This window comes from Chryseobacterium lathyri (assembly GCF_030812195.1).
Taxonomy (GTDB): domain Bacteria; phylum Bacteroidota; class Bacteroidia; order Flavobacteriales; family Weeksellaceae; genus Chryseobacterium; species Chryseobacterium lathyri_A.
The window spans coordinates 603,967-629,857 of record NZ_JAUSSF010000001.1 but is presented as its reverse complement, the minus strand read 5'-3'; the positions used below and the strand labels follow the sequence as shown (position 1 = coordinate 629,857).

Sequence of the window (25,891 nt, the reverse complement as noted above, 5' to 3'; positions counted from 1 at the left end):
AACAATGAACACCAATTTAAAAAATAATACCATCAGCCAGGAAATCTGGCTACAGGCCAACAGAAATCTTATGGCTAAAACGATTGCAGAGTTAATGCATGAGGAACGTTTAAAACCTGTTGTTGCTATAGAGGATGAAGCTGGATTTACGGTCTTCAAACTGGAAACCGGGATTGAAAATATAGAGTACCGATTCTGCGGACAGGAAAGAATGATGGATTACTGGCATATTGATACAGACAGTATCATAAAAATAGAGAATGGAGTAAAAACCTCAGCTCTGAATATTCCCCAGTTTTTCCTTGAAATGCAAACCGTATTCGATTTAGATGCCAATACGCTGGCAAGATATACCGAAGAATTACTGCATACTTTATACTGTGATGCATTAATTTTATCGAGAGGCATTATGTCTTCAAAAGAGCTCGCATCCAGTAATTACCAGACCGTAGAACACCAGATGACAGGCCATCCGTGGGTCATCGTCAACAAAAGCAGGTTAGGATTTTCTCCTACAGATCTTGAAACATTCGCTCCGGAAGCAGGAGAGGATTTAAAAGTGTTATGGCTGGCTGCCCATAAGGACAGATCAGCGTTCCAGTCGCTGGACCCTATTGATCAGGAAGGATTTTACCGTTCTGAAATCGGAGACGAATTGTATCAGGCGTTTCAACAAAGGTTGATTGATTCCGGAAAGTCTCCTGATGATTATAATTTAATTCCCGTGCATCCATGGCAGTGGGAACATAAGCTTAAAATTCATTTTGCAGGTGATATTGTATCCGGCATTTTAATTCTATTAGGAGAAGGAAATGATATGTACAGCCCACAGCAGAGCATCAGGACTTTATTTAATACTGATCATCCTGAAAAAAGGTATCTGAAAACTGCAGTTTCTATTTTAAGCACAGGAAACATCAGAGGACTGTCACCTAAGCAGATGAAAATAGCTCCTTCCATTACAGACTGGGTGAAAGGTCTGATCAAAGATGATGCTTATCTTGAAACCAAAGGAACCATATTTTTAGGAGAAGAAGCTTCTGTTGCTTATCTGCATCCTCAATACAGTGCGATTGCCGGTGTTCCTTATCAGTATAATGAGTTTCTTGGAGCTTTGTGGCGAGAAAGCGCTTCCAACTATTTGCAGGAAGACGAAGAAATGTTTACCATGGCTTCACTGCTTTTTGTAGATCAGAACGGCGTTCCTTTGGTACAGGCATTTGCAGAACACGCAGGAATCAGTATCCGGCAATGGATCACAGCTTATCTGGAGGCTTATCTTACGCCGCTGCTTCACATTTATTACACCCATTCTCTTTGTGTAACCCCTCATGGAGAAAACATTATGGTCGTATTGAAGAACGGAGTTCCGAAGAGGATTGTCATCAAAGATTTTGTAGATGATATTGTTCTGACCACAGAAGCAAGGGAGAAACTTCCTGATCATCTGGCAGACGGGCTGATCCAGTCTTCCAACAAGGAAAATGTTCCGTTGTCTATTCTTCTGGGAGTTTTTGATGCGTTCTTCAGATATTTATCCAATGTTCTGCATACCTATTCCAACTTTGAGGAAGAAACCTTCTGGACGATTGTTCATGACTGTATAGAGAATTACAAAAAACATAATCCTCACCTGAACGAACGTTATGAAAAATATGATCTGTATGTTCCTACCTTTAAAAGATTCTACATCAACAGTCTTCGTTTGAAAAACAACGGCTACAGTGAAAATAAAGCATTTGCTATTCCAAAGAAAGACGGCGCACTGCCCAATCCTTTGTATCAGATTGCCAATAAAAACTCTGTAGCAACGGTATGAGAAAGCTTCTGCATCTTGTAAAAGAAGGCTCTGTATTTGCGTACGGAGCTTTAGCGGGAAAAAAAGTAGAACTTACCTCAGGAAGTATCAACCGTTCGATCTTTAGCCTCGCTATTCCGATGGTGATGGAGCTGGTGATGGAATCTGTTTTTGTCAGTATCAATCTTTTAATTATTGCAAAATTAGGAGACAAGGTCCTTGGGCTCGTTGGAATTGCAGATAACTACATCAATTTTGCCAATGCGATTGCGATTGGTTTGGGTATCGCTGCTGCAACACTCACGGCAAGAAGAGCCGGTGAAAAAGATCAGGAAGGTATGAGCCGGACTGCCCATTATATCATATTGCTGGCCTCTGCCTTTGCATTACTGATTGGCGGCCTGTCATTTCTTTTCGCCGGCAAGATCATCAGTTTCCTTGGATTCAATACAGGGATTGTAGATAACGGGCTTCCTTTTTCCAGGCTGGTCTTTCTGAGTATCGGCCTGGTGATCCTGCGTCTGTCTATCAATGGTCTTTTCAGGGGAGCTGGTGATGCAGATCTGGCAATGAAGTCACTTTGGCTTTGTCATATCTCCAGTATGGTCTTTGCGGTAATTCTTGTTTTCGGACTTGGTTTTATTCCCGCTTATGGATTAATGGGATTGGCTTATGCTACCGTATTATCCCGGTTACTGGCGGTTTTATATCAATTCTTTATTCTTCTTACACGCAAAACCAGTGTCAATATCTTGGTGAAATTTCATCTTGATCTCCCTTTGCTGAAGAAAATCATGAGAATTGCCCTTGGAGGGCTGGTTCAGTATATTGTTCCTGCTTCCAGTTGGCTGATCATGGTTAAAATCATTGCAACCTTCGGGACTACAGCTCTTGCAGGATATATTATTGCCCAGAGGATTGCTTCTGTTGCAACGATGCCTGCATGGGGAATAGGAAATGCTGCAGGAGTTCTCACAGGACAGAATTTAGGAGCCGGAAACCCTGACCGCGCAGAGAAAACAGTATGGAGAGCCGGAGGAATTAATATGACTTATCTGGTTATTGTTGCCATATTCTGGCAATTCGCCGCTGGATATGTAGTGACTTTCTTCACTAAGGAAATCGAGGTAGCCAGATATGCTGTACAGTACATCCATGTGGTGTCTATGGCTTATCTCTTACTCGGTTTTACAATGGTGATCAGCCGTGCCCTTAACGCGGCCGGCAATATAATGCAGGTAACCCTGCTGTACATGATCATGTTCTATGTGATTCAGCTTCCTTTGGCTTATCTGCTTGGGGTAAGGCTTCAATGGGAGCTGAAAGGAATATTCACGGCTATTGTTTCCTCGGAAATTGTACTGGCTGTTTTATTCTTAATGATCTTCAAAAATGGTAAATGGAAAACTATAAAAATTTAAAATGCACACAACAGACGAATTTTATGAAATTATCGCATCAGCAATCGCTGTAAAAAAAGAACTGGTAGACGAAAACCTTACCTATCAGGAAATTCCTGAATGGGATTCCATGTCACATCTGCTTATTGTAGAAGCTTTGGAGCAGTTCTATCAGGTTAAGTTCGACTTTAACGATATTCTTGAAATGGGAACCGTCGGAAAGATCCGCGAAAAAATGAAAAAATACGATATCCTCGTAGAAAACTAAGTATATGAAAATTTTAGAAAATGTAATTGCCAACAAGAACTTGGTGTTTACAGATGCTTCCACCGGTGCTACCACGCCGGTTGGAACACTGTACCGGTCTTTGGGCCTCAATCCTGTAGAAAAAGGATTGATCTTTTTGTACAATGACAATCAGGTTCCCAGCATTGAGGTGCTCCTCAATTTCTATGGAACAGCACTTGCCATTGCTGTTTTGGGACAGAAGCTGCATCCGGAATTTAAAGAACGCCTGGAAGCGGAATACCGTCCCAAATATATCTTTGACCCTTCAAGAGATGAGGTTCAGGGATATTCGTTAAAGGAGTTTTCAGAAACGGTGAAAATCTTTGCTAAAGAAGATTACCAGCCGGAAGTGACCATTCATCCGGACATCAAGATCCTTTTAAGTACTTCCGGAACCACCGGAGTTCCGAAACTGGTGAAGCTTTCAGATGAGAACCTTTATCAGAATGCTGTGAGCATCCTTCAGTACATGCCGATTCTGGAATCTGATGTAGTTCCGCTCAACGTACCGATTAATTTCGTGTACGGCTTTTCTATTTTTACCACCAACTGTATGCGCGCGGGAAGAATCGTCTGTACCGACAAAGACATTATGCAGAAAGCATTCTGGGACGAAATGGAAGAATACGGTTACAGCACACTTGGCGGAGTACCGTATCTATACGAAAATCTTAACAGAATCGGATTTTTCAGAAAAGACAGCAGCAGCCTGAGATACATGACCCACACAGGAGGAGTGATTAATGCTGAATTGAGGAAAACCATCTTCAATTACTGCCTTGAATTTGAAAAACAGTTTTTCGCTCAGTACGGACAAACCGAAGCAGGCGGAAGAATGGCTTATCTTACTACAGACGGGCTTCTTGAAGAGGAAACATCTATCGGTACCCCAGTAAATGGGGGAAGCTTCCAGATTGATCCTGAGACGGATGAACTGCTGTTTTTACATTCAAGCATCAGCGGAGGCTATGCCAACAAGCTTGAGGATCTTTCTACCTACGAACAGCCAAGGCTTCTTCATACAGGAGACACGGGCAGAAGAGGGCAGAACGGACTGTATTACATCACAGGAAGAATCAAACGGATCATGAAGCTTTTTGGTATCCGCCTTAACCTGGATGAGGTAGAATTTATCCTTAAAAATGAACTGGAAGGAAATACTGTGGTCTGCCTGAACGGCAATGACAAAAAAATCATTGTTCTGTATGATAACCTCAATATTGATCCCCAGACTATTACGGAAACCATTAAAAATAAACTGCGCATCAATCCGCAGTACGTACGCACCGAATACATAGAATCATTTCCATTATCACAAAACGGCAAAATAAACTATCCACTGTTACAAAATTTACAGCATGAAAACATTTAGAACCCTTATATTACTTTTACTTCTTGTCAGTTTCCCGTTTATTGTTTCTGCCCAGCAGAGTGAACGCGTTAACGGCAAGGTCATGCTGTCTGAAAAGGTGCCCGTAAAAAATGCACTTTTAAGGTTAGTTAATACGCCGTATCAGGCAAAAACAAATAATTTAGGAGAATATTATTTTGATAATGTGCCGCCTGGAGAGTATACTCTTCAGGTGGTTTTAAATGACATTGAGCTGATGCGTGAGACCATCCGTATTGAAAAAGATGTCTTTGAAATTCCGGTGATTTACACTTCAGTAGAAAACAACGTCATCGAAGGGATAACAGTATATGCCGTAAGCAGAAACAAATTTCTCGATAAGGACAGCACCTCGATTTCCAAGATGCCGTTGAAAAATATTGAAAATCCCCAAATGTATACAAGCATCAACCAGCAGATCCTGAAAGAGCAGTTGGTTTATGATGTTTCGGACGCTTTAAAAAATGTTCCGGGTATTGTAAAAATGCAGGGAAGTGCAGGGAGAGCGGGAGACGGAAGCTTTTACTACAATTTAAGAGGTTTCCCTACCAGAGTTTCTATGGTAGACGGTGTTCCTGCAACAACCAATTCAGAAATTGATCCTGCGGATATTGAACGTATCGATGTGATCAAAGGGCCTTCCGGAACGCTTTACGGTGGTGCAGTGAATTCCTTTGGAGGACTGATTAATGTGGTGACGAAAAAACCGAAAGATTATTTTGGAGGCGAGGTTTCCTATCTTTTGGGAAGCTACAACCTAAACCGTGTGACAGCTGATGTATACGGTCCAATAACCGATTCAAGGAAAACTTTATTCCGTTTGAATGCTGCTTACCAGTATCAGAACGGGTTCAGAGATTCTGAATTCAGGAAATCAATGTTTGTAGCTCCAACACTAAGTTACCAGGTAAATGACCGGTTAAAGTTTAATTTAGGAGCTCAGATTTATAGCTACGAAGGAACCAATACGCCGATTATTTTCCTGTCCAGAACGAGAAAATTTTTCGCAACCACTCCTGATGAACTTGGATTTGACTGGAAAAGGTCTTATTCCAATAATGATATGAGCTTAAAGGCACCTTCCATTAATGTAAAAGCTGAGGTAAATTACAAAATTTCAGATCAATGGAGTTCACAGACCTTAATCTCAAGAAACTACAGAAAAACAGAAGGATTGTATCAGTATCAGTTTATCAGGGGAAATACCAGCGATGCCCTTTTGGAACGTAATGTACAGTGGCAGAATTCTGAAGGGGCCTCAACAAGTATCCAGCAGAATTTTAACGGAGAATTTAAAATAGGAAAAATTAAAAATAAGGTTCTTATTGGGCTAGACTATTTAAACCAGTCATTAAACAACAATAACTCTCCAATTGTTAAGTATGATACGATCAATGGAAGAAATCTGACAGCCAAGTATGGTATGATTTCTAAAGACCTGGCACTTCAAAAAATACAGACGTTTACCCAGGCTGCCATCGAAGCTAGTATTAAAACAGGTAAATCACCTTTGGAAAGGAATACATTCTCAAGTAATATATATGGCGCTTATATTTCCGATGCTGTTTATATCACGGATCGTTTAGTTACTTTATTAAGTTTACGTTTAGACCATTATGAAAGTAACGGGCAGCTTGATCTGAACACTAATGCGCTTAACCCTTCTTCACCAAAATTCAAGCAGACGGCGGTATCTCCAAAACTGGGTGTATCCTACCAGATCTTTAAAGACCGGTTATCAGCATATGCCAACTATATGAACGGCTTCAGCTACACACCTCCGGCTTCTCAGCCTCTTTCAGATTACAGTGGAGATTTCAAGCCACAGAAGTCTAATCAGTGGGAAGTAGGAGTGAAAGGAAATCTTTGGAGAAACAGAGTGAATTTCACTATAGGATATTATGATATTTTGGTGGATAATATGTTAAGATTAACGGAAGTAATCCGTGACGGAAAAAGCCATAGTATTACCATCCAAGACGGTGAACAGAGAAGTAAAGGAATAGAAATTGAAACGATACTGAACCCTATTCATGGCCTGAATATTATGGCAGGATATTCTTACAACGACAGTAAATTTGTAAAAGCTGCGGCGAATGTAGATGGCCGTCGTCCGTCATCTTCAGGCCCGGCTAATGTATTCAATTCTTGGGTAAGCTACATATTGCCGATCAAAGGACTTCAGGGGCTGGGATTAGGCTTTGGGGTAAACCGCGTTGGAGAGCAGGTTACTGTAGATAATACAACTACGGGACAGTTTATATTCCCGGCTTATACTTTAGTAAATGCTTCTGTATCTCTTGAAAAAGAAAGATACAGACTAGGATTTAAAATGAATAATTTAGGAAATGCGCAGTATTTTGCGGGACAAGGGGTTGTAGTAGCCCAAATGCCCCGTAATTTTGTTGCAGAGGTTACTCTTAAATTTTAATATGAGTGCTATACTAAGAAAAATTGCATATCAATTACATCTATGGCTCGGACTAACGTCCGGGCTTATAGTTGTGATAATGGCAGTTACAGGATGTATTCTTGCTTTTGAGAAAGAACTGAAACATACATTACACCCTGAAAAATATTTCGTCAACATCATTAAAAAAGAAAAACTGCAGTTTTCTGAGCTTAAATTGAAAGCAGAACAGGCACTTCCGGACAGTTTAAAAGTAAGCCGGGTAGAAATATCCTCAGATCCGTCCAGAAGCTATGCATTCCGCTCACTGAAAATGGACAATGAAGCTTTGACCTATTGGGGAACTTATATTCATTATTACAGAGTGTATGTAGATCCCTACACCGGAAAAGTGCTGGCAGTTGAAAATGCAAAAAATGATTTTTTTGAAATCATCATGGACCTTCACCGAAGGCTTTTATTAGGTGAAAAAATTGGTAAAACGATTACAGGATATTCCACACTAATATTGGCTGTTATGCTTTTTTCAGGACTGGTGATCTGGTTTCCGCGCAAAATGAATAAAAAAGCACTCAAAGGGATGTTTATGATCAAAACATCAGCCAAATGGAAAAGGATCAATTATGACATGCACAATGTCCTGGGATTTTATGCGGTAATTCCTTTATGCCTTATTTCATACGCTGCTTTGATATGGAATTTTGAAGATGTAGATAAATGGGTAAAAAAAACACTGAACGGAAAAGCAAAAACTGAGCAGAAAACCAAAAGCACAGTCCCTTCCGAAGCATCTTCAGACAAGAGAAACATTTTAGATATTGTGGGGAACAGGGTAGAAAAGAGCCTTGCTGATAAAAAATCAGCACTCATCAGCTTTCCGAAAACAGAAGAAGGAACTTATTATGCTGAGGTGACCTATGGCAATAAGCAGTACCAGAATGAACAGTTCAATTTTGATCAGTATTCAGGAAAAATATTAAAACATCAATCCTACAAAAACAAAAATATAGGCTACGGAACTGCATTAAGAGAAAGGAATTATGACCTTCATACCGGAAGTATCTTCGGAATGACAGGCCGAATTTTATACCTTGTTGCAGGCATGATTGCTGCTTCACTTCCCATCACCGGATTCATTATTTATTTGAACAGAAAAAAGAAGAAACCAAGAAAAAGAAAGCCAAAATATTGACTCTTAAAAAACAAAAATTTTAGATAAGTGTAACGTAATTGTTACACTTTTATTTTTAGATTAAAAATTGCCAGTATGATTATCATTTTTTCTCTCGCAGATTTATCACATTAAAGCATTTCCTTCACATTTCCGGACAAAATCTCGATACTTTTCTCCATTTCTTCAAAGTTGAGGTTCCCAAACCCCAACCTCATCGCTGTAAGATCTTTAGTCTGATAGAGCAGTGTTTTAGGAATAAAAAGATTATTCTGAGCACAATCTCGGCTTAGCTGCATCAGATTTACCTGAACCTTCCATTCCAGCCAGAACGCAAGCCCTCCCGATGGTTTCTGAAACTTTATCAATCCATCTAAATTTCCTTCAAGCAGTTGGGCAAAATAGTCCCGCCTTTCCTGGTAAACCTTTAAGGATTTTTTCAGGTAACGGTGTATTTCACCTTCCTCAATCATTTCCCCTAAGGCCCTTTCCATTAAAATATCACCCTGGCGGTCTATGATCCCAAGGTATTTCCTCATTTCAGCCATCAGATTTTCCGGAGCCACAATAAAACCGGTCCTGAATCCCGGAGCTAATGATTTTCCAAAAGATCCGATATAAATAACCATTCCTTCCGTATCTGCACTTGCCAACGGAAGAATAGGGCTTTTGTCATAATGAAATTCATAATCATAGTCATCCTCCAGAATAATGAAACCAAATTCATCGGCAAGATCAAGCAGTTCAAGTCTTCGTTGTGCACTTAGAGCAACGGTAGTAGGATAGTGGTGATGCGGTGTAAGATAAAGCATCCTGATTTTTTGCTTTTTACAGGCTTCCCGAACGCTTTCCACAATAATTCCTTCTTCATCTATTGGCAAGGATAGAATACTGACACCCGCTTTCTGGAAGATCATATTTACGGAAAAGTAGCTCAAAGCACCTACTAATACAGTATCCCCCGCAGACAGTAGAATTTCGGAAACGATATAAATACTCATTTCTGTGCTTCGGGTAATGAGAAGATTATTTTTTGAAATAGGTAATCCGCGGGAAAGATTAAGGTAATGGGACAGGTGTTCTTTAAAAAATTCACTGCCGTCATGATTGTAATGCCCCAGCATTTTCTGGTTGGATTTCCTCTTAAGAATAGAACTGTAAAATCTTGAATGCTGACCGATCTGGGTTAGTCTTATATCCGGAACACCATCATTAAATGCATACTCACAATCTGAATGCTCAAAAGGATTATCCAAAATATTAGAAATTTTAAAAGAAAAACCTGTGGTTTCAGGATAATTCTGGAGACTGTTCTTCTCAAAATTTTTAACCTTCACAGGATTTTCCTGATTTTCCCCGATAATGAATGTTCCTTTGTTCGGAAGACTTTCTACCCAACCCTGAGCGGATAGTTCATCATAAACTGCAACAGCTGTATTCCGGTGGATTTCCAAGATTTCACTGAATATCCGGGTTCCCGGCAGCTTTGTACCATAAGGTAAAAATCCTCTTTGAATCGCATTAATAAGCTGATTTGCAATCTGCATATAGATCGAAGTCTCTGAATTTCTATCAATTTCTATAAAACTTTTATAAGGAATCTTAACCGGACTATCCATAATATCAAAACTGGCACCTTTTAATGGTCCGGCAATATACTAATTTTGGTTCAAAATAAAAGTCTATGGAATTTCAACAATTACTTGAAAGAATAGTGCAGGATAGCATTACCCACGCCAAATGGCTCAATACGCTTTCGTTCATGGAAAATGCCGGAGCCAGAAAAATCTCTAAATGTGAGCATCCGGTTTCAGTGACTCTGATTCAGCTGAAACACGCAGCTGAAGAACACCGCCATGCATATTACCTAAAAAAACAAATCGGAAAAATAGATCCTGAACTGTGCACAACCTATGAGACTGACGAGCTTTTGGCTCCGATTGCCACCCGGCAGTATCTTCATTCTCTGGATGTAAAGGCTTGCAGGTATCTTCAGACTGCGTTTAATCTGAACAAAGAAGAGCTGAAATATGCCGCTTATCTTTTTGTAACATATGCTATTGAAGTCCGTGCAGATGAGTTATATCCGGTTTATCAGGATATTCTGACTAAAGAATCTTCAAAAATTATGGTAAAATCTATTATTCTTGAAGAAGAGGGACATCTTGAAGAAATGATTAATCAGTTAAATGAATTTTCAGCAGAATGGAAATTACATGCAGAAAAGATTCTGACAATAGAAAAAGAACTACATGATTTGTGGATCAATGCTATAGCTGAAGAAGTTTCACAATTAGATTATGCTTAAAAAATTTCAGGAAGCTCTTAATAAAAGAAAGGAAGCGGGAGTATTGCGGACTTTAAAGCCAAAATTATCCGGCATTGATTTTTATTCCAACGATTATCTTGGCCTGGCAGGAAATGAAGAGCTTCAATCACAGTTACTTATGAAGGTCCAGGCCAATCCAGTGCTTCTTTCAGGAAGTTCCGGTTCAAGATTGATCAGCGGAAACAGCAATATAACTGATGAAACAGAAAATTATATTGCCGAGCAGCATCAATATTCTGCAGCTTTGCTTTTTTCTTCCGGCTACAACGCCAATCTGGCTTTATTTTCTACACTGCCGGACCGTCATGACACGATTATCGTGGATGAGCAGATCCATCGTTCTGTTCATGATGCATGCAAAATGTCACATGCTAAAAAAATTAAATTCAGGCATAATGATCTTGAGGATCTTGAAAGTATTCTGAAAAAGCAGAACGGATCCAGCTATATTGCCATAGAAAGCTTGTATTCAATGGACGGAGATTTTGCACCTCTTCAAGAAATTGCGACTTTGGCAAAAAAATATAATTCCGCACTGATTGTAGATGAAGCCCATGCTTTTGGCGTTTTCGGATATGGCCTGATAGAAAAGCACCAGTTGCAAAATGATGTTTTTGCAGCATTAATGACGTACGGAAAAGCTTTAGGAGCCCATGGGGCTGCTGTTCTTTGTAATGAAACCGTAAAATGCTATTTAGTGAATTTTGCTTCTCCTTTTATCTATACCACAGCAGCTCAGGACTTTTTATGGATAAGTATTAAAAATGGCTATGAATTTTTAAAGCTAAAACCGGAACTGTCAAAAAAACTTCATCAAAATATTAAAATTTTCAGAGATCAGAATATTGAAACAATTTCTTCAGAGGTCAGCCCGATACAGGCTATAATGGTCCCGGATAACCATCAATTAAGAAACTTACAGATAACATTATCCTGCAATGGATTTTTAACCTATGCCGTTCACAGTCCGACTGTAAAAACAGGAGCGGAAAGACTCAGAATATGTCTCCACAGCTTCAATACAGAAGAAGACATTGCAGGACTTACGGGAATTATTAAAGAATTTATTTAGATATGAATCAACTATTTATCACAGGGATTGGTACTGAAGTAGGAAAAACAATATGTTCTGCTGTTTTAACACAATATTTTAAAGCAGATTACTGGAAACCTGTGCAATCCGGAGACCTTGATCATACGGACACTTATAAAATAGAATCCTGGACAGAAAATACAGTCTGTCATCCGGAAACCTACCGTCTTCAACTGGCTGCATCTCCGCATCAGTCTGCCAGGGAAGAAAATATAAAAATCAGTTTAGATCAGTTTCAACTTCCAAAAACGGACAATAAACTTATTGTGGAAGGAGCCGGCGGGCTTATGGCTCCGCTTTCGGATGATATTTTCATGACCGATCTTATAGAAAAACTCAACCTTCCTGTAGCCCTAGTAGTCAGAAACTATTTGGGATGCATTAACCATACTTTACTTTCTATCATGGCATTAAAGCAAAGAAAACTTAAACTGGAATACCTGATCCTGAACGGGCCTTTTCCTCCGGATACGGAAAGAGTGATCAGCACCTTTATTAAAAAAGAAACCAGGATTATTCATATCCCAGAAATTGATCAACTAACAAAAGACAGTATTAAAGCTGCCGCAGAACAATTAACAAAAACAAATTTATGATAATGGACAAAAAAACAACCGTAAGAAACAACTGGACAAAAGAAGAAATAGAAGAAATTTACCACCAGCCTCTGCTGGAACTGATCTATAAAGCATCAACCGTTCACCGTGAATGGCACGACCCATCAGAAGTACAGATCTCAACCTTATTATCCATCAAAACAGGTGGATGTCCTGAAGACTGTTCATATTGCGGTCAGGCTGCCCGTTACCACACCAATATCAAAGTACAGGCATTGTTGCCAACAGAAACCGTTATTGCCCACGCTCAAAAAGCAAAAGACAGCGGTTCATCCCGTTTCTGTATGGCAGCAGCGTGGCGGGAAGTCCGTAACAACCGTGATTTCGACAGGGTAATCGATATGGTAAAAGGCGTGAATGAACTTGGATTGGAAGTCTGCTGTACATTAGGAATGCTTACCGAAGAACAGGCTATCCGTCTTCAGGAAGCAGGTTTATATGCTTACAATCATAATCTGGATACTTCCGAACAGTATTACGAAGAAATCATTTCGACGAGAACATTCGATAACAGGATCAATACAATCAATAATGTAAGAAAAGCCGGAATAACCGTGTGCTCAGGAGGAATTATAGGTCTTGGAGAAACGCATAGAGACAGGATTTCAATGCTTTTAACCTTAGCCACCATGCCAAAACATCCGGAATCTGTTCCTATTAATGCCTTAGCTAGAGTAGCAGGAACACCACTTGAAGATAATGAAAAAGTAGATACCTGGGAAATGGTAAGAATGATTGCTACGGCAAGGATTGTCATGCCATCATCAATGGTAAGATTAAGTGCCGGACGTATCGAAATGAATGAAACAGAACAGGCTTGGTGCTTTATGGCCGGAGCGAATTCCATCTTCACAGGAGAAAGAGAAACACTATTGGTAACCCCTAATCCGGGAGTTTCCGAAGACATGCAGATGTTGGAAAAACTGGGACTGAAGCCGATGAGATTGAAGGAGAATACTTATTGCTAGTGACGAGCTTCGAGCTGTGGCCGGCATTTAATACGTATTATTTGACTTCCATCTTCTAATAATCTTTAATACATTTTACATGAATACATTAATACAACCTCTTCTCGCCGAGAGAGACAAAGCCGTCAACTGGCATCCCTACACTCATATGAAAACAGCAGGAGATGTAATTCCCATTGTTAAAGGAAAAGGCGTTTATTTATATGATGATGAAGGGAAAAAATATATCGATGCAGTCTCATCATGGTGGGTAACATTGCATGGCCATGCCCATCCATATATTTCAGAACGTGTATTTCAGCAGCTAAAAACTTTGGAACAGGTTATTTTTGCAGGATTTACGCATGAACCGGCTGTTCAGCTATCAGAAAACCTCTTGAAACTGCTTCCGGAGAATCAAAAAAAGGTTTTTTATTCGGATAATGGTTCAACGGCAGTGGAAGCAGCGCTGAAAATGTGTATTCAGTATGCTTATAATCTGGGAAAAGAAAAGACAAAAATTCTTGCTTTCAGGAATGCCTATCACGGTGACACGTTTGGAGCAATGTCTGTGAGCGGAAGAAGTATCTGGACAAAACCTTTCGGAAGTATGTTGTTCGAGGTGGTCTTTATTGATACCCCCAATGCAGAAAACCTCGAAAGCTTAAAAATTCAAATCAGAAGGATAGCAGAAGAGGTAGCCTGTTTCATCTACGAACCGCTGGTACAGGGCGCAGCAGGTATGCTGATGTATGAGGCTGAATATCTTGATGAGCTGATGAAGTTCTGCAGAACCGAAGAAATTCTGATGATTCAGGATGAAGTATTTACAGGTTTTGGAAGAACAGGAAAGTTGTTTGCCGCCAATCATCTCACAGAAATTCCGGATATTATGTGCTTTTCCAAAGGATTGACCGGTGGAACGATGCCTTTGGGAATCACAACCTGTTCTCAGGAAATCTTCAATGCTTTTTTATCTGATGACAAATATAAAACTCTGTTTCACGGGCATTCTTTTACAGCCAATCCGCTAGCTTGTACTGCTGCATTGGCGAGTCTGGAGCTTTTGTTACAGGAAAAAACTTTAACAGCCGTTGACCGTATCAGTAAACAGCATTCAGATTTTGCCAAAATTATTTCAAAGCACCCGGATATTGAAAACATACGCCAGACCGGAACTATTCTGGCTTTTGAATATAAAACCGGTCAGAATACTTCCTATTTTAATGAGATTGGCAAAGTCCTTTACGATAAATTTCTACAGCGTGGGATCATTATGCGTCCACTGGGAAATGTTATGTATTTAGTTCCGCCGTATTGTATTGCTTCAGAAGAGCTGGACTTTATTTACCGGAATATTCTCGAGGTTTTAGATACTTTTAAGAATCAAGATCATTGCCCCACTGATGCAGCTGATTAAGAATAGGACTTAATTTCCGAGCTTTATCTGTAAGCTTATAATATACTTCCGGAGGAAAATTATAGACTTCAATCCGTTGAATGATATGGTTTTCCTCCATCTGTTTTAGCTGTTCTGAAAGCACTTTCTTTGAAACCCTCGGCATTTTACGCCATAATTCTATAAACCGTACCTGATCTTCCTCAAAAAGATTCAGAAGAATCAGTGGTTTCCATTTTCCGGAAAGAATATCAAGGCTCCGCCTGAGCCCGCAGTTTTTAAATTCTTCAAAATTCATCGGTAACTTAGATATATATGGTTAACCTTTTGGTAACCGTCTATTATTTAACCTTGATTGAGCAATAGCTTTGCAACGACAAAATTAAGCAAAATGAAACTAGAATTATGGCGCAATGCCACATTACTGCTCCAGATCGGAGAAAAAAAGATTTTAATTGATCCCATGCTTGGAGAAAAAGGGTCTTTGGGAAAATTACCGATGACTGATAATGAACTGGAGAACCCTCTGGTTGATCTTCCGTTCAGTGAAGAAGAATTAAAAGATAAACTGTTAACAATTGATGCAGTGGCTGTAACTCATCTTCATCCCGATCATTGGGACGGAAAAGCTATTGAGCTTCTGGATAAAAATATTCCCGTGATCTGCCCTGAAATTATTTCAGAACAGATTGCCCAATCCGGGTTTAAAAATGTAATCTCCATTAAAGACAACATCATTTGGGAAAACATCAGCATCTCAATTACAAAAGGAGAACACGGAACCGGAGAAATAGGGGAGAAAATGGGTAAAGTAAACGGATTTGTCTTTAAAACTGAGGATAAAAGCCTTTATATCGTTGGCGACAGTATCTGGTATGACGGAATTGCGGCAGAAATCGATCAGCACAAGCCACAATATATTGTAGTTGCTGGCGGTGCAGCTACTTTTGCAGTAGGAGATCCTATTATTATGACCAGCCAGGATATCCTTAAAGTTTGCGAATATCTACCGGACACTGCTGTTTTGGTAACCCATCTTGAAGCTGTAAGCCACTGTAAAGAAGACAGAGCATTTATTCAGGGGAAAATCCTTGAAAACGGACTGGAGAAAAGGTGCTTTGTTTTACAGGATGGTGAAGAATACCTATTTTCATAACCAAATATGTATTACCATACCGTTTCGAGGCTCTCGAAATCACCTTTCTAAACAGAGGATGGCTTATTTTTTGGATGCCTTCTATAAATTAATTTTATGCTATCCTCGTTTCTTTTAGAACTCAACTGGAAAGAATTGTTTCTGGGACATGAAGAATGGTCCTTTCTTTTAGAAATCATCCTCCGTACAGCAATTATGTTTTTGGCTATTATTGTCGGACTGAGGATTTTAGGCAAGAGAGGAGTCAAACAACTTTCTATTTTTGAACTGGTCGTTATTATCGGTTTGGGCTCTGCAGCAGGGGATCCTATGTTTAATAAAGATGTTGGTATCATTTCTTCTATCCTGGTTTTTATTGTTATTATTCTTTTATACAGCATTGTCACTTATTTTATAGGGAGAAGCGAAAAATTTGAGAAACTGGTGGAAGGAAGCTCCATCTGCCTGATCAAGGATGGTGAATTTGCCATTGAAAATTTTAAAAAAGAAAATCTGGGAAGTGACGAATTTTTTGCAGAGCTCAGATTGAAGGGAATTTCACAGCTTGGACAGATTGAAACAGCCATAGAAGAGATTTCCGGGGAAATCAGCGTATTTTACTATGAAGATAAAGACGTCAAGCATGGACTTCCCATTATGCCAGAATCATTAAAAGAAAGATTGAAAAACATTAACAAAGAAGGCTATTATTCCTGTACATTTTGTGGCCATACAGAATACAAATCTATAGGAAATGCCGGAAACTGTCCCAAATGTAAAAAAAGTGAATGGATAAAAGCCAGCAATAGAAAAAGAATAACTTAAAACAGACAAAAAATATTGATAAAATGGCTGCACCTTTTCCGGCGCAGCCATTTTATTTTTAATCCTCAACACATTTATTCCTGGCCGCCTTCATTCCGAAATAAAACATCAGAATGACAGCAAAGCTTAAAAAGTAAAAAGAGCTTTTCCAGGACATATCCCAATCGTGAAGCTTTCCGAAGACCGGAGGCCCGAAAGCGGCAATCAGATATCCTACAGACTGCGCCATTCCCGATATTTTTACCGCATTGGCACTATTTTTTGTCCTTGTTGAAAAAAACAGAATAGACAGACTGAAAGACAAACCATTAGAAATACCAATAATGACAGCATTAGCATAGATCCATTGAGACTGCAGCCATACAAACATCATCGTACTTCCGAACATCAAACTACAGATAAGTACGATCAGAATCCGCTGATCCTTCATTTTGCCGGCAATAATCGGGGCGCAAAAAGTAATCGGGATCATCGTAACCTGAGTAAGAAACAGTATCCATCCCGTACTTTCAGTTTCCATTTTACAATCAGTAAGAAATGAAGGCAGCCATGCCATCATACAATAATAAAATAAAGACTGCAGCCCCATAAATACACTGATATTCCATGCCTGTGCAGATTTAAACATATTAAAATCAGAAACACTCAAAGCTGCTTTTACCTGCCCCGGATTCTTTTTATTGAATATGAGTTCAAGAATAAGAACAAAAAGCCCCAGCCCGGCAATGATCAGCCAGATTCCCAGCGAACCCCGCCATCCGAATCCCGTCCATTCTCCGATTCTTACACTGAAACCTGAGGCTAATGCAGCTGTAAGATTCATAGAAACTGCAAAAATCCCGGTCATCAAACCGATCTGTTTGGGAAAATTATTCTTGATATAACCCGGTGTCACCACATTTCCGATACAGATTCCCAATCCTATGAACACAGATCCCGCAAAAAGAGTCCACAGAGATCCTGTAATCCGTAGCAACAATCCGAAACTTAAAATAATCAGGGAATACATCAAAAACCGGTTGATACTGAATTTATGCGAAAATCTGCTCACTAAAACAGAACAGGTTGCAAACATAAAAAGTGGAATAGAAGTAAGCAGACTCACCTGAAAACTATCCAGACCCAGGACATTCCGTATATTACCCAATACTGGCGAAACAGCGATAATCGGAGACCGCAGGTTACTCGATACAAGGATTACAACCAGTACATTGACCACCATCAGAACATAAGAAGCATTCTTTCTTGATTCACTCTTCATCATATAATTAATATTTGATGCAAAATTAATTCAGCGATTTTATTTAATTTTGCCAAAGTTTTAACATAAAACGACATGAACCCTCACGACACTATAGATATTGATCAGTTGAAGAAACCGTATTTTGTCTGGTTTGAAGAAGACTGGCGGCATGATGACATCCTTCATTCTCATCAAAAAGGGCAGCTCGTTTATGTGGAAAGTGGATTTCAGTACATTACAGTCGATGGAAAAATTTATCTTCTTCCACAAAACCATGCAGCCTGGATTCCACCGGGTGCCATCCATAAAACCAATTCCCATTCAGAAAAAATTAAATTGATGATCATGTTCGCTGATGTAGAGGAAAGCAGTACTTTTCATCATAAGATCAATGTTTTTTCCGTTCCTCCTGTTCTGAAGGAAATGATAAAATATGCAGGAAGATGGTCAAAAAGTACTTCAAAAGACCCGGACGAGATCCTTTTCTTACAGGCACTTTTTAATGAACTGCCCCGTTTTGTGGAACATTCCCTGAAGCTCCATATCAGCCTTCCTGAAGATAAAAGGTTGTCTGAATCTATTCAATATCTCCACAATCATTACCATGAAAACGTAAAAATGGAAGATCTGAGCGAAATTTCAAAGCTTTCCTTACGCACACTAGAACGCATCTTTAAAAAAGAAACTGGAATGACACTTGCCAAATACCAGCAGATACTGAGAATCATTAAAAGCCTGGAGCTGCTGAGTTCCGGAGACCTTACCATTTCGGAAACAGCCTATAAAGTAGGGTATAAGAGTGTGCAGGCTTTTACAAGAAGTTTTCAAGCTGTGATACTGTCCAGACCGACAGATTTTGTAAAAATTACCCGGTAAACTATGATAAAACAAAATCTCCGGGTAGCCCCGGAGATTCACACATTATCTAAATTTTTTAGAACTTGAATACACAGCCGCAAACGCTCATTTTGCCTTCAACGACTGTAGTCCACTGTCCGTTCCATGTACCTCCGTAAGAAGCGCATATTGAAGGACATATTTCTTTTGCATCTTCGTTGCTCCAGATAGGTCCTGCCAAAACGTCCATAGTATATTCTGTACTTCCGGATGGTTGCGTATCATATTCAACTTCGATAACGCTCATCTGACCTTCGACAATAGTGCTCCATTGTCCAGTGAATTTTCCTAAATGTGCCGCAGCAATACGGCCTCCGATTTTTTGTGCTTCATCATTGCTCCAAAGCGGACCTGCAATGATATTAATTTTGAATGTTGACATGGTGTAATGTTTTAAGTTGTTTAACATTACAAAGTTGTCACTTTGAAGAGATATATGCTAGCGTAGAAAATACCAAATTTGCCATTCCGTATTTTCACTTAGTTTGAAAAAAAAAAAACAGGCTAAATGAAAAAGGTCCCCTAAAGGAGGAGACCTTAAAAAAACACAAATGATGAAAAAAAATTATTTCGAATCACAAATATAAACAAAAATTATATTATGCAAGACTCTATATAAGCATAAAATTAAAAAAATATTAATTTTAATTAGAAATACGTGAGCTATCCAGTATGTTTTTTTTTACAGTTTTTCGGATAATTTAACAGTAAGATAGGTATTATAAATAAAATATCATAAAACTTCAAGATGCGGACAAATTTTCATAACGACATGATTAAAGTCATAAAATATTCCACTCATTCCTTATATTTTTGATATACTTAATTGAAAATCCATACATCCCGATACATTTAAGTTTTACATCTGCCTCTCCACCGAGAGGCTTTTATTTTGGTCGTTATGATTCTGCTCATAAAAAGCACCTCACGGTTTTTATAAATTAGTATAAAATCACTTAATATGAAGCCTAAGCAGATCAACAGAGTTCCACAGCAACAATCCGGGGGATTCCACGATACAGAAAGCCAGAAGCAGTTTGAGCCGGAGCTTCTACCCCTCAAGTTTGAGCTTTTGAAACAACGGTTTTTTTCAGTCGGCCAGTGGAAAAGCTATTGTGGTGAAGGATTTGCAGACTTTAAACTTTATGATTCCGAAGGAAATGCAACTGAAAGACCGCCTCAGAAAGGAGATTTCATAAGAATTGATATCCCCGGACCTGGGGAAACTGAAGCCAAAGGGTATGACTGGGTGGAAGTTACCGATATCTGTTTTCAGGAAGATAGTTATTCAGAAAGCATTTTGATGACATGTAATCCGTCCCGAAATCCTCAGGACAGAACAAATCGACATACTGCTCATTTTTACAGTTCCAGAGCGACTTCTACTTTTATGATTGCAAGAACGCCGACTCATCTGAAAGCCGCAGTTTACGGACGGAATGAAACTCCTAATTTTAACGCCGGTGGTATTGATATCATGAGAAATCTTATGGTTGCTATAGGAGGAATGATGGGAATCTCAAAGATCCAGTGGAAAAAACTGGCGGATGGTTTTCTGGATTTTGAATAAAATTTTCTTTTTTTTACGAAAACAAAATGTTTCAATATACTTCTCTGTATTGTTCCAATAAGTGAACAGCTTTGTTATCTTAAAAACTTTATAAAGCCTTGCTTACACTAGCGTTTAATTTTAATCATTATCCCGGATTCAGTTAATACATTACAAAAAAATGATATTTAACATATTTCTGACATTACAAGTATTATTTAATGCATAGCTGATATTAAAATGATAAATTTAGGTCAATTAAAGTTTTTGGACCGAAGGACTCATTTCAATATGGATACAACATTCCTGGATTTTAATTCATTCTCCTTGAAAGAATTTTTATCAAAATAAAATGACACATAAACCGTTACACAACTTCCATATTCCGGTAATGGGTCTGGCTTATACCATAGACAGTCCCATTCGCGTTGCCCAATATGGAATTTCTTCTGTGATTTCCATTATTGATGATGAGATCCTGGAAAAAATGAAAAATTTTTATAATAAGAAATTCAATCTCAATTATTTAGGAATTTCAACAAAAACAGAAGATTACAGGGCAAAAAGAATTACAGCTTACCTCGATATGGTAGATGATATCGTGAATGAAAAATTTGAATCTTTCAAACATGAAATCACTAAAAACAAGGAAGCATTAAAGAGCTTTATGGCCATTCTTCCCAATACTTCGGATCTGAAAAGCGGGCTTCAAAATCTTGTGAATCAAAAAGACAGTTTTGGCTCAAACATCAAAAACTTTATTGAAACCAATCTGAAGCCGGGAAGTATCGACGTGAACATCATGACAAAAGTTGACAAAGACAACTATAAAAAAGATGAGCAGCTTCCTGTGATATTTAATGACGCCCATGCCTCACTGCGTGGCTTTGCTCAAAGTAAATTATCTTCTTCAATGGTACTTTCTGCAGGAATGAATCCGCGTTTATACAGCTATATTGAAGAATTTGACGATTTTTTTCCCGATCAGAACGGTATTTTAAAAAAGAAGATCATTCTGAAAGTAAGCGATTTCCGATCAGCCATGATTCAGGGAAATTTTCTAGCTAAAAAAGGGTTGTGGATCTCAGAATACCGAATAGAATCCGGGCTGAACTGCGGAGGACATGCATTCGCTACGGAGGGCATGCTGCTGGGACCTATCATGGAAGAATTTAAACAGAAAAAGAACGACCTTATCCAGTCTGCTCATGCCTTAATGATTAACGCTTTGGAGCAAAAAGGAAAACATTCCGTTTCTGAGCCTCTCGAAATGAAAATTACAGTTCAGGGTGGAGTAGGAACTTCAGAAGAGCATGAATTTCTGCTTGAGAATTATAATGTGGACAGTGTCGGATGGGGATCACCATTCTTATTAGTTCCTGAAGCTACCTCTGTAGATACGGAAACCAGGAATCTGCTGTTAAAATCTGAAGAAAAAGATTTCTATCTGAGTAATATTTCGCCTTTGGGAGTACCTTTCAATACAGTTAGAGGAACATCCAATGAGGTATTAAAAGGACAGAAGGAAGCCGCCGGAAAGTACGGAAGCTCGTGTCCGAAAAAATTGCTGGCTCTAAGCAAAGAATTTTCACCACAGGGAACCTGTACAGCCTCTAAGAAGTACCAGGATATTAAACTGAAAGAACTTCAGGCCGATCCTGAGCTTACCGCTGAAGAATTTAGCAAGAGAAAAATCGAAATTACAGATAAAGCCTGTCTCTGTGTAGGATTGGTAAATGCCGCTTATATGGAACAGAATCTTGAAATAAAAGGCGAAAAACAAGGCGTTGTCATATGTCCGGGACCTAATCTGGCTTTTTTTGATAAGGAAGTTTCCCTTTCCGAAATGGTAAAACACATCTACGGGAACACCAATATTCTTTCTGATAACCAGCGTCCGAATATGTTCATCAATGAGCTGAAAATGTATATTGATTATCTTAAAAAAGAAATCAGCAACTCTTCAGCACAGATCACAAATTCTCAAACCAAAAAGTGGAATACATTCAAAAAGAATATATTGGAAGGTATTGAATATTATCACAATCTGTTTCATACATCCAATTTCTTTAAAAGCGGATTGAAAACCATAGAACTGCAGCTGCAGGAATATAAATTGATACTTACAGCCATTGAGATTCCTCAGGCTGAAAAGTAACAGTATTTTTTTAAATTGATAGATAAACAGCTTTCATTCGTGAAGGCTGTTTTTTTATACTGATTCTGATAAAATCAGATGCTATCTTCTCCCCTTAAATAAGTTTTTCTATTTATAATAACTATAAGCGGTATGCTTATTTTGAATCTGAAATCCTTCGTGATATTCCTTACCTTAGATACTTCTTAAAATTTTAATTCAATCTGTTTTATGGAAAAAAGAAAGATAAAAAATACGGATCTCTCAGTAGCGCCTGTTAATTTTGGAGGTAATGTTTTCGGATGGACACTGGACGAGAGGCAGTCTTTTGATATATTGGATCAGTTTACGGATGCCGGGTTCAATTTTATTGATACAGCAGATACCTATTCCTGGTGGGTCAACGGAAAAGGAGGCCAGTCTGAGGAAATCATTGGAAAATGGATGAAAAGCCGGTCCAACCGTCAGGATATAGTGCTCGCCACCAAGGTAGGTTCTGAAACCAAAGAACATGGTTTTGATATCAGCAGGAAGCATATTTTGAAATCTGTGGATGAGTCTTTGCAAAGGCTCCAGACCGATCATATTGATCTTTATTATACTCATTTTGATGATCATACCACTCCGGTAGAAGAAACGCTTTCGGCATACGATGAGATCATCAAAGCCGGAAAAGTACGTTATATTGCTGCTTCCAACCTTTCTCCGGAACGTTTGAGAGCATCATTTGAAGCCTCAGAAAAAAATAGCCTTCCCAAATATGTTGCCCTGCAGCCTCATTATAATTTAATGGAAAGAGAAGGTTTTGAAAAAAATTATGCTCCGCTGGTGGAAGAGTTTGGGTTGAGTGTATTTCCATACTGGTCATTAGCTGCGGGTTTTCTTACCGGAAAATACCGTACTGAAGCAGATTTAGGCAAAAGCCAGAGAGGAGAAGGTGTAAGAAAATACCTGAATTCAAAAGGTCTTGAAGTATTAAAAGCCCTGGACCAGGTAAGTGAAAAGCATAAAACCACACAGGGAACCGCGGCCCTGGCATGGCTTCTGGCCAATCCTTTAATCACGGCGCCTATTGTAAGCGCCACAAGTACTTCCCAGCTTGATACTTTATTCAATGCTCCAAAACTTATTTTAGATCAGGAAGATATTGAACTGCTTGATCAGGCAAGTCATTAATTTTATCTGAAAATAAAAATATCCGTTCGGTTTACTGAACGGATATTTTTTTATGTTTTTAAATGATGAATTGATTTTGAACTTTATGGTTAGAAAATTAATCGGAATATTCCTTTAGAAGCTGTCTGTAGCTCATCAGGATAGATGATTTTGATATAAACCCTATAAAATCATTGTTTTCACTGGTTACGGGAAGATTCCATACACCGGTATCATCAAAGATCTGAAGAATTTCCAACGGCTTATTGTCCCGGTGAATGGCTGCAGGCGGAGCTTTCATAATTTGTACAACCGTCATGGAGCTGTCTGTTTCTTTATTAAAAAGATAGGGACGGATATCATCCAAAGTAAGGATGCCTTTCAGTTTTCCTGCCTCATCTATTGCTGCAAAAATGTTTTTATTCCCATTCTTCACCTTCTCAAATAATGTAGTGACAGAAGCATTTTCATTAATCGTTTCAGAATATTTATCTATAAAATCTTCAGTTTTTAAGGCAAAAAGCAGGTTTTTATCATGCTTGCTGGTAAATATTTTACCCTGATCAGCCAATGATTCCAGTTCGGGAGAGATTGGGGAGAACCATTTTGCAATAAGGTAAGAGATGATGGATACTATCATCAGCGGGATAAAAAGGTCATATCCAAAACTGGATTCAGCGATCAGAAATATAGCGGTAAGGGGAGCATAGAGTACACCACTCATTGCTCCAGCCATTCCTACCAGAACAAGGTTCGTTACCGGAACATCCGTAAACCCGATGTGCTGGCAGACTAATGCAAATAAATAGCCCACCGTACCTCCGGCAAAAAGGGACGGGGCAAAATTACCGCCGTTCCCCCCGCTGAATATAGTAAATGACGTGGCAAAAGCTTTTAAAAGACAAACCAGAACCAAAAATATAATAATAGTCCAGTCTCCGATCTCAAAATACCTGAAAAAGCTGTTTCTGATAATGGAATGCGTACTTCCGTTGGTAAAAGCTTTCACCGTCTCATATCCCTCTCCGAACAATGGCGGGAACAGAACACACAACAATGACAGCACCAGGCCTCCGAACATAGCTTTACGCATCCTTGAAAGCTTTAAACCTTTGATAAAATGTTCTACTTTTTGAGAAATCACTACAAAATAACGCGCATACAGGCCGGTCACAATCCCCAGGATAAGATAGTAAGGAACATTTTTATAGTTAAAGGGTTCTCTGGTATAAAACCTGAAAAGCACATCCTCCTGGAGCAAAATCCTTGATAAAAGGCTTCCGCAGACAGCAGCCACTACCAAAGGAATGAAGTCTGTAAAAACCACACCCGTTAGGAGGATCTCAAAAGCGAACATGATACCCGCAATCGGGGCATTGAAAGCTGAAGCAATACCCGCCGTGGCACCCGCAGCCAACAGGAGAGTCCTTTCTTTATAGCTGAGCCTGTAGGTCTGTGCATAATTGGAACCGATGGCGGCGCCAGTAACTGCGATAGGACTTTCTAATCCCGCAGAACCTCCGAGTCCGACCGTCACTGCGCTCTGAATGATTTGGGAATACATTTTTACAGAGGCCACAATACTTGAATTCTGTGCAATCTCATACAAAATTGCACCGATTCCCTTCCTGTCCTGGCCCTTAAACAGAGTAAGAACAATAGCTGTAGTAAGCACAATTCCTAAAAAGGGAAAAACAATATAGAATAAGATCTGATATTCAAAATGAACCTTATGTGTAATAAAGTTGTGGATGGTATGCACCAGCGTTTTCAGAACCACTCCGGCAAGACCTGCAGTACAGCCCACAAGTATTCCGGAAAGCACCAGAAACTGATTCCTGCTGAGCCTGTTATTAAGCCAGTGGAGGATAAGTTCATAGCTTCGGGCTTTTTCCAGTCCGTATTCCTGGAAGTCTCTTTTAAATTTTAGAAAGCTTAAATACTTTTTTTTATTGTGAATTTTCACTCGCAAACCAATTTTAAAACCATAATGGTTTCGTAAATTTATGAAAATATCTTTAGAAATGTCTGGTTCCGGATTCCTGGAAAAGTGTTGAAATCAGTCATAATACAATATGATTCAATATATTATGTTATTATAAATATT

The 25,891-nt window shown here is 39.0% G+C and carries 22 protein-coding genes; 17 read left to right on the top strand and 5 right to left on the bottom strand.

Translation table 11 applies throughout. The features are described 5' to 3' along the window. Nucleotides 1–4 precede the first annotated feature (4 nt). From J2T03_RS02965 to J2T03_RS02940, 6 genes are read left to right on the top strand one after another with little or no spacing between them, the layout of a single operon-like run. Entirely contained in the window at nt 5–1,819 is a 1,815-nt protein-coding gene (locus J2T03_RS02965) for an IucA/IucC family protein (RefSeq protein WP_307209325.1), read from the top strand. Further along, a complete protein-coding gene (locus J2T03_RS02960; protein ID WP_307209323.1) occupies nt 1,816–3,219 on the top strand; it encodes an MATE family efflux transporter in 1,404 nt (467 codons plus the stop codon). The genes J2T03_RS02965 and J2T03_RS02960 overlap by 4 nt, the downstream gene beginning before the upstream one ends. Before the next feature lies 1 nt (nt 3,220). Next, on the top strand, nt 3,221–3,466 hold the full coding sequence (locus J2T03_RS02955; protein WP_306842621.1) for an acyl carrier protein: 246 nt from the start codon (nt 3,221–3,223) through the stop codon (nt 3,464–3,466). A 4-nt stretch (nt 3,467–3,470) separates the two neighbouring features. Then, a complete protein-coding gene (locus J2T03_RS02950) occupies nt 3,471–4,859 on the top strand; it encodes an AMP-binding protein (protein ID WP_306842622.1) in 1,389 nt (462 codons plus the stop codon). Then, nucleotides 4,846–7,308 (top strand): TonB-dependent receptor, encoded by a 2,463-nt coding sequence (locus J2T03_RS02945; RefSeq protein ID WP_307209321.1) that lies wholly within the window; start codon nt 4,846–4,848, stop codon nt 7,306–7,308. The genes J2T03_RS02950 and J2T03_RS02945 overlap by 14 nt, the downstream gene beginning before the upstream one ends. 1 nt (nt 7,309) lies before the next feature. Next, nucleotides 7,310–8,479, top strand: a complete 1,170-nt coding sequence (locus J2T03_RS02940; RefSeq protein WP_307209320.1) for a PepSY-associated TM helix domain-containing protein — start codon at nt 7,310–7,312, stop codon at nt 8,477–8,479. 110 nt (nt 8,480–8,589) lie between these two features. Here J2T03_RS02940 and J2T03_RS02935 read toward each other — a convergent pair whose 3' ends face one another. Next, nucleotides 8,590–10,077, bottom strand: a complete 1,488-nt coding sequence (locus tag J2T03_RS02935; RefSeq protein ID WP_307209318.1) for an aminotransferase-like domain-containing protein — start codon at nt 10,075–10,077, stop codon at nt 8,590–8,592. 65 nt (nt 10,078–10,142) lie between these two features. Here J2T03_RS02935 and J2T03_RS02930 point away from each other — a divergent pair, with 65 nt between their 5' ends. The 5 genes from J2T03_RS02930 to bioA all read left to right on the top strand — a co-directional run bounded on the left by J2T03_RS02930 (nt 10,143) and on the right by bioA (nt 14,864). Next, nucleotides 10,143–10,766 (top strand): hypothetical protein, encoded by a 624-nt coding sequence (locus J2T03_RS02930; protein WP_307209316.1) that lies wholly within the window; start codon nt 10,143–10,145, stop codon nt 10,764–10,766. Next, entirely contained in the window at nt 10,759–11,859 is a 1,101-nt protein-coding gene (locus tag J2T03_RS02925) for an aminotransferase class I/II-fold pyridoxal phosphate-dependent enzyme (protein ID WP_306842630.1), read from the top strand. Before J2T03_RS02930 ends, J2T03_RS02925 begins: the two co-directional genes overlap by 8 nt. A gap of 2 nt (nt 11,860–11,861) precedes the next feature. Beyond that, on the top strand, nt 11,862–12,476 hold the full coding sequence (bioD, locus tag J2T03_RS02920; protein WP_307209314.1) for a dethiobiotin synthase: 615 nt from the start codon (nt 11,862–11,864) through the stop codon (nt 12,474–12,476). Between the two features lie 2 nt (nt 12,477–12,478). Continuing rightward, complete coding sequence (bioB, locus tag J2T03_RS02915; protein WP_306842635.1) at nt 12,479–13,465, top strand: biotin synthase BioB; 987 nt, start codon at nt 12,479–12,481, stop codon at nt 13,463–13,465. A 79-nt stretch (nt 13,466–13,544) separates the two neighbouring features. Continuing rightward, entirely contained in the window at nt 13,545–14,864 is a 1,320-nt protein-coding gene (bioA, locus tag J2T03_RS02910) for an adenosylmethionine--8-amino-7-oxononanoate transaminase (protein ID WP_307209312.1), read from the top strand. Here the strand turns inward: bioA and J2T03_RS02905 are convergent. Then, entirely contained in the window at nt 14,824–15,141 is a 318-nt protein-coding gene (locus J2T03_RS02905; RefSeq protein WP_306842638.1) for a winged helix-turn-helix transcriptional regulator, read from the bottom strand. The two genes, bioA and J2T03_RS02905, sit on opposite strands and share 41 nt — an antisense overlap. Before the next feature lie 93 nt (nt 15,142–15,234). Here J2T03_RS02905 and J2T03_RS02900 point away from each other — a divergent pair, with 93 nt between their 5' ends. Then, nucleotides 15,235–15,999: an MBL fold metallo-hydrolase gene (locus J2T03_RS02900; protein WP_306842641.1), complete on the top strand. Its 765-nt coding sequence runs from the start codon at nt 15,235–15,237 to the stop codon at nt 15,997–15,999. A gap of 96 nt (nt 16,000–16,095) precedes the next feature. Further along, on the top strand, nt 16,096–16,803 hold the full coding sequence (locus J2T03_RS02895; RefSeq protein ID WP_307209310.1) for a DUF421 domain-containing protein: 708 nt from the start codon (nt 16,096–16,098) through the stop codon (nt 16,801–16,803). A 58-nt stretch (nt 16,804–16,861) separates the two neighbouring features. On the opposite strand, the gene J2T03_RS02890 is transcribed toward J2T03_RS02895, so the two are convergent. Continuing rightward, nucleotides 16,862–18,067, bottom strand: coding sequence for a CynX/NimT family MFS transporter (locus tag J2T03_RS02890; RefSeq protein WP_307209309.1), 1,206 nt, complete (start codon nt 18,065–18,067; stop codon nt 16,862–16,864). Between the two features lie 72 nt (nt 18,068–18,139). Between J2T03_RS02890 and J2T03_RS02885 the strand changes: the two genes are divergently transcribed. Next, the gene (locus tag J2T03_RS02885; protein WP_307209308.1) at nt 18,140–18,922 is read left to right on the top strand and encodes a helix-turn-helix domain-containing protein; all 783 of its coding nucleotides are present in this window, start codon (nt 18,140–18,142) and stop codon (nt 18,920–18,922) included. 58 nt (nt 18,923–18,980) lie between these two features. Here the strand turns inward: J2T03_RS02885 and J2T03_RS02880 are convergent, their stop codons facing one another. Beyond that, entirely contained in the window at nt 18,981–19,325 is a 345-nt protein-coding gene (locus tag J2T03_RS02880; protein WP_306842645.1) for a mannan-binding lectin, read from the bottom strand. A gap of 579 nt (nt 19,326–19,904) precedes the next feature. Between J2T03_RS02880 and J2T03_RS02875 the strand changes: the two genes are divergently transcribed. The 3 genes from J2T03_RS02875 to J2T03_RS02865 all read left to right on the top strand — a co-directional run bounded on the left by J2T03_RS02875 (nt 19,905) and on the right by J2T03_RS02865 (nt 23,805). Next, nucleotides 19,905–20,513 carry a hypothetical protein gene (locus tag J2T03_RS02875; RefSeq protein WP_307209306.1) on the top strand — a complete coding sequence of 203 codons (609 nt, stop codon included), beginning with the start codon at nt 19,905–19,907 and terminating at the stop codon, nt 20,511–20,513. A gap of 331 nt (nt 20,514–20,844) precedes the next feature. Next, nucleotides 20,845–22,650 carry a hypothetical protein gene (locus J2T03_RS02870; protein WP_307209304.1) on the top strand — a complete coding sequence of 602 codons (1,806 nt, stop codon included), beginning with the start codon at nt 20,845–20,847 and terminating at the stop codon, nt 22,648–22,650. 210 nt (nt 22,651–22,860) lie between these two features. Continuing rightward, entirely contained in the window at nt 22,861–23,805 is a 945-nt protein-coding gene (locus J2T03_RS02865) for an aldo/keto reductase (protein ID WP_306842649.1), read from the top strand. A gap of 97 nt (nt 23,806–23,902) precedes the next feature. Here the strand turns inward: J2T03_RS02865 and J2T03_RS02860 are convergent, their stop codons facing one another. Then, entirely contained in the window at nt 23,903–25,750 is a 1,848-nt protein-coding gene (locus tag J2T03_RS02860) for a chloride channel protein (RefSeq protein WP_307209302.1), read from the bottom strand. Between the last annotated feature and the right edge of the window lie 141 nt (nt 25,751–25,891).

Coding starts and splice junctions, on each gene's coding strand:
- J2T03_RS02965 (WP_307209325.1), top strand. CDS start 5: ATGAACACCAATTTAAAAAATAATACCATCAGCCAGGAAATCTGGCTA.
- J2T03_RS02960 (WP_307209323.1), top strand. CDS start 1,816: ATGAGAAAGCTTCTGCATCTTGTAAAAGAAGGCTCTGTATTTGCGTAC.
- J2T03_RS02955 (WP_306842621.1), top strand. CDS start 3,221: ATGCACACAACAGACGAATTTTATGAAATTATCGCATCAGCAATCGCT.
- J2T03_RS02950 (WP_306842622.1), top strand. CDS start 3,471: ATGAAAATTTTAGAAAATGTAATTGCCAACAAGAACTTGGTGTTTACA.
- J2T03_RS02945 (WP_307209321.1), top strand. CDS start 4,846: ATGAAAACATTTAGAACCCTTATATTACTTTTACTTCTTGTCAGTTTC.
- J2T03_RS02940 (WP_307209320.1), top strand. CDS start 7,310: ATGAGTGCTATACTAAGAAAAATTGCATATCAATTACATCTATGGCTC.
- J2T03_RS02935 (WP_307209318.1), bottom strand. CDS start 10,077: ATGGATAGTCCGGTTAAGATTCCTTATAAAAGTTTTATAGAAATTGAT.
- J2T03_RS02930 (WP_307209316.1), top strand. CDS start 10,143: ATGGAATTTCAACAATTACTTGAAAGAATAGTGCAGGATAGCATTACC.
- J2T03_RS02925 (WP_306842630.1), top strand. CDS start 10,759: ATGCTTAAAAAATTTCAGGAAGCTCTTAATAAAAGAAAGGAAGCGGGA.
- bioD (WP_307209314.1), top strand. CDS start 11,862: ATGAATCAACTATTTATCACAGGGATTGGTACTGAAGTAGGAAAAACA.
- bioB (WP_306842635.1), top strand. CDS start 12,479: ATGGACAAAAAAACAACCGTAAGAAACAACTGGACAAAAGAAGAAATA.
- bioA (WP_307209312.1), top strand. CDS start 13,545: ATGAATACATTAATACAACCTCTTCTCGCCGAGAGAGACAAAGCCGTC.
- J2T03_RS02905 (WP_306842638.1), bottom strand. CDS start 15,141: ATGAATTTTGAAGAATTTAAAAACTGCGGGCTCAGGCGGAGCCTTGAT.
- J2T03_RS02900 (WP_306842641.1), top strand. CDS start 15,235: ATGAAACTAGAATTATGGCGCAATGCCACATTACTGCTCCAGATCGGA.
- J2T03_RS02895 (WP_307209310.1), top strand. CDS start 16,096: ATGCTATCCTCGTTTCTTTTAGAACTCAACTGGAAAGAATTGTTTCTG.
- J2T03_RS02890 (WP_307209309.1), bottom strand. CDS start 18,067: ATGATGAAGAGTGAATCAAGAAAGAATGCTTCTTATGTTCTGATGGTG.
- J2T03_RS02885 (WP_307209308.1), top strand. CDS start 18,140: ATGAACCCTCACGACACTATAGATATTGATCAGTTGAAGAAACCGTAT.
- J2T03_RS02880 (WP_306842645.1), bottom strand. CDS start 19,325: ATGTCAACATTCAAAATTAATATCATTGCAGGTCCGCTTTGGAGCAAT.
- J2T03_RS02875 (WP_307209306.1), top strand. CDS start 19,905: ATGAAGCCTAAGCAGATCAACAGAGTTCCACAGCAACAATCCGGGGGA.
- J2T03_RS02870 (WP_307209304.1), top strand. CDS start 20,845: ATGACACATAAACCGTTACACAACTTCCATATTCCGGTAATGGGTCTG.
- J2T03_RS02865 (WP_306842649.1), top strand. CDS start 22,861: ATGGAAAAAAGAAAGATAAAAAATACGGATCTCTCAGTAGCGCCTGTT.